The 3231-nt window shown below is 61.5% G+C and carries 2 protein-coding genes; both read left to right on the top strand.

Features of this window, described 5'->3' with window-relative positions; translation table 11 throughout:
* The first annotated feature begins 11 nt into the window (after positions 1-11).
* Entirely contained in the window at positions 12-2915 is a 2904-nt protein-coding gene (locus OQK_RS15365; RefSeq protein ID WP_050977865.1) for a sensor histidine kinase, read from the top strand.
* Positions 2916-2937: 22 nt separating this feature from the next.
* Positions 2938-3231, top strand: a 294-nt coding sequence (locus OQK_RS15360) for a response regulator (protein WP_038860982.1), incomplete at its 3' end; no start/stop codon positions are given.

The following is a 3231-nucleotide window of genomic DNA, read 5'->3' as shown; positions in this document are numbered from 1 at the left end:
GCGCCGCGTACCTGGCGGCGCTGTTCGGCGTTGCCTGGGTCAGCGAACGGGGCATGATCCCGCGCGCGATCATTCGCCACCCGTTGACCTACACCCTGTCGCTGGGGGTTTACGCCAGTGCCTGGGCGTTCTACGGCACGGTGGGCCTGGCCTATCAGTACGGTTACGGCTTTCTGTCCAGTTATCTCGGCGTGTCCGGTGCATTCCTGCTGGCGCCGGTGCTGCTTTATCCGATCCTGAAGATCACCCGCACGTATCAACTGTCGTCGCTGGCCGATCTGTTTGCCTTCCGCTTTCGCAGCACTTGGGCCGGTGCGCTGACCACGATTTTCATGCTGATTGGCGTGCTGCCGTTGCTGGCCCTGCAGATTCAGGCCGTGGCCGACTCGATCGGCATTCTCACCGGCGAACGCGTGCAAAGCCGCGTGGCGCTGGCGTTCTGTGCGCTGATCATTCTGTTCACGATTTTCTTCGGTTCCCGGCACATCGCCACGCGCGAGAAACATGAAGGGCTGGTGTTCGCGATTGCCTTCGAATCGATCATCAAACTGATCGCTCTCGGCGGCGTTGGCCTGTACGCGCTGTATGGTGTGTTCGACGGCCCGCAACAGCTCGAACTGTGGCTGCTGCAAAACCAGACCGCCCTCGCCGCCCTGCACACGCCGTTGCAGGAAGGTCCGTGGCGCACGCTGCTGCTGGTGTTCTTTGCCTCGGCGATCGTGATGCCGCACATGTATCACATGACCTTTACGGAAAACCTCAACCCGCGCTCGCTGGTCAGCGCCAGTTGGGGCCTGCCGTTGTTTCTGCTGTTGATGAGTCTCGCCGTACCGCTGATCCTCTGGGCCGGGCTGAAACTCGGCGCCACCACCGACCCGGAATATTTCACCCTTGGTATCGGCATTGCCGCCAACAGCAAACCGCTGGCCTTGCTCGCCTACGTCGGTGGCCTGTCCGCCGCCAGTGGCCTGATAATCGTCACCACCCTGGCCTTGTCGGGCATGGCGCTGAACCATCTGGTGCTGCCGCTTTATCAGCCGCCGGCCGAGGGCAATATCTACCGCTGGCTGAAATGGACCCGCCGGGCGCTGATCGTGGCGATCATCATGGCCGGCTTCGGCTTCTACCTGATGCTCGGCGTCGAACAGGATCTGGCCAACCTCGGCATCGTCGCGTTCGTGGCGACCCTGCAATTTCTGCCCGGGGTGTTGTCGGTGTTGTACTGGCCCACCGCCAACCGCCGCGGCTTCATTGCCGGTCTGCTGGCGGGGATCACGGTCTGGGTGGTGACCATGCTGCTGCCGCTGGTCGGCAATCTGCAGGGCTTCTATATCCCGCTGCTGAACATGATCTACGTGCTCGACGACACCAGTTGGCACATGGCGGCCATCGCCTCGCTGGCGGCCAACGTGCTGATGTTCACCCTGATCTCACTGTTCACCAACGCCAGCCCGGAAGAAGCCAGCGCCGCCGAAGCCTGTGCGGTGGATAACGTGCGGCGCCCGCAACGCCGCGAACTGCACGCCGCCTCGCCGCAGGAATTCGCCACGCAACTGGCCAAACCGCTCGGCGCCAAGGCTGCGCAGAAAGAAGTCGAGCAAGCGCTGCGCGACTTGTATCTGCCCTTCGATGAACGCCGGCCGTATGCCTTGCGCCGGTTGCGCGACCGCATTGAGGCCAACCTGTCCGGCCTGATGGGCCCGAGCGTTGCGCAGGATATGGTGGAAACCTTCCTGCCCTATAAGGCTGGCGGCGAAAACTACGTCACCGAAGACATTCACTTCATTGAAAGCCGTCTCGAGGATTACCACTCGCGCCTCACCGGCCTGGCCGCCGAGCTCGATGCCCTGCGCCGCTACCACCGCCAGACCTTGCAGGAACTGCCGATGGGCGTCTGCTCGCTGGCCAAGGATCAGGAGATCCTGATGTGGAACAAGGCGATGGAAGAGCTTACCGGCATCGCCGCGCAGCGAGTGGTCGGTTCGCGCCTGAGCACGATCGCCAACCCGTGGAAAGAATTGCTGCAAGGCTTTATCAACCTGCCCGACGAGCATTTGCACAAACAGCATCTGGCCCTCGATGGTCAGACCCGCTGGCTGAACCTGCACAAAGCGGCGATCGACGAGCCGTTGGCACCGGGTAACAGTGGTCTGGTGTTACTCGTCGAAGATCTGACCGAAACGCAGATGCTCGAAGATAAACTGGTGCATTCCGAACGGCTGGCCAGCATCGGTCGACTCGCAGCGGGTGTGGCCCACGAAATCGGTAATCCGATCACCGGCATCGCCTGCCTGGCGCAGAACCTGCGCGAAGAGCGTGAAGATGACGGCGAGCTGACGGAAATCAGCGGGCAGATTCTCGAGCAGACCAAACGCGTCTCGCGCATCGTCCAGTCGCTGATGAGCTTCGCCCATGCCGGCAGCCATCAGCACAACGACGAACCAGTGTGTCTGGCCGAAGTCGCGCAGGACGCCATTGGCCTGCTGGCGCTGAACCGGCGCAATTTCGAAGTGCAGTTCTACAACCTGTGCGATCCCGATCATTGGGTCGAAGGCGACCCGCAACGGCTTGCCCAGGTGCTGATCAATCTGCTCTCCAACGCTCGCGACGCCTCGCCGCCGCACAGTGCGGTACGGGTCAAGAGCGAAGCCGGCGAACACACGGTCGATCTGATCGTCGAAGACGAAGGCAGTGGCATTCCGTCGAGCATCATGGACCGATTGTTCGAACCTTTCTTCACCACCAAGGATCCGGGTGAAGGCACCGGTCTGGGCCTTGCACTGGTCTATTCCATCGTTGAAGAGCATTATGGACAAATCACCATCGACAGCCCGGCTGATGTACAAAGCCAACGCGGCACCCGTATCCGGGTGACCTTACCGCGTCATGTCGAAGCGACGTCCGCTGTGAACTGAGACCGTCGAGAGTATCGAATCAATGCCGCACATTTTGATCGTCGAAGACGAAACCATTATCCGCTCCGCCTTGCGCCGCCTGCTGGAACGCAACCAGTACCAGGTCAGCGAAGCCGGTTCAGTGCAGGAAGCACAAGAACGCTTCACCATTCCTACGTTCGATCTGATCGTCAGCGACCTGCGCCTGCCGGGCGCTCCGGGCACCGAGCTGATCAAGCTCGGCCAGGGCACACCGGTGCTGATCATGACCAGTTACGCCAGCCTGCGCTCGGCGGTCGACTCGATGAAAATGGGCGCGGTCGATTACATCGCCAAG

Source organism: Pseudomonas sp. R62 (assembly GCF_000257605.1).
GTDB lineage: Bacteria > Pseudomonadota > Gammaproteobacteria > Pseudomonadales > Pseudomonadaceae > Aquipseudomonas > Aquipseudomonas atacamensis.
The sequence above is the reverse complement of the archived record's forward strand: the minus strand, read 5'-3'. Positions and strand labels throughout refer to the sequence as shown.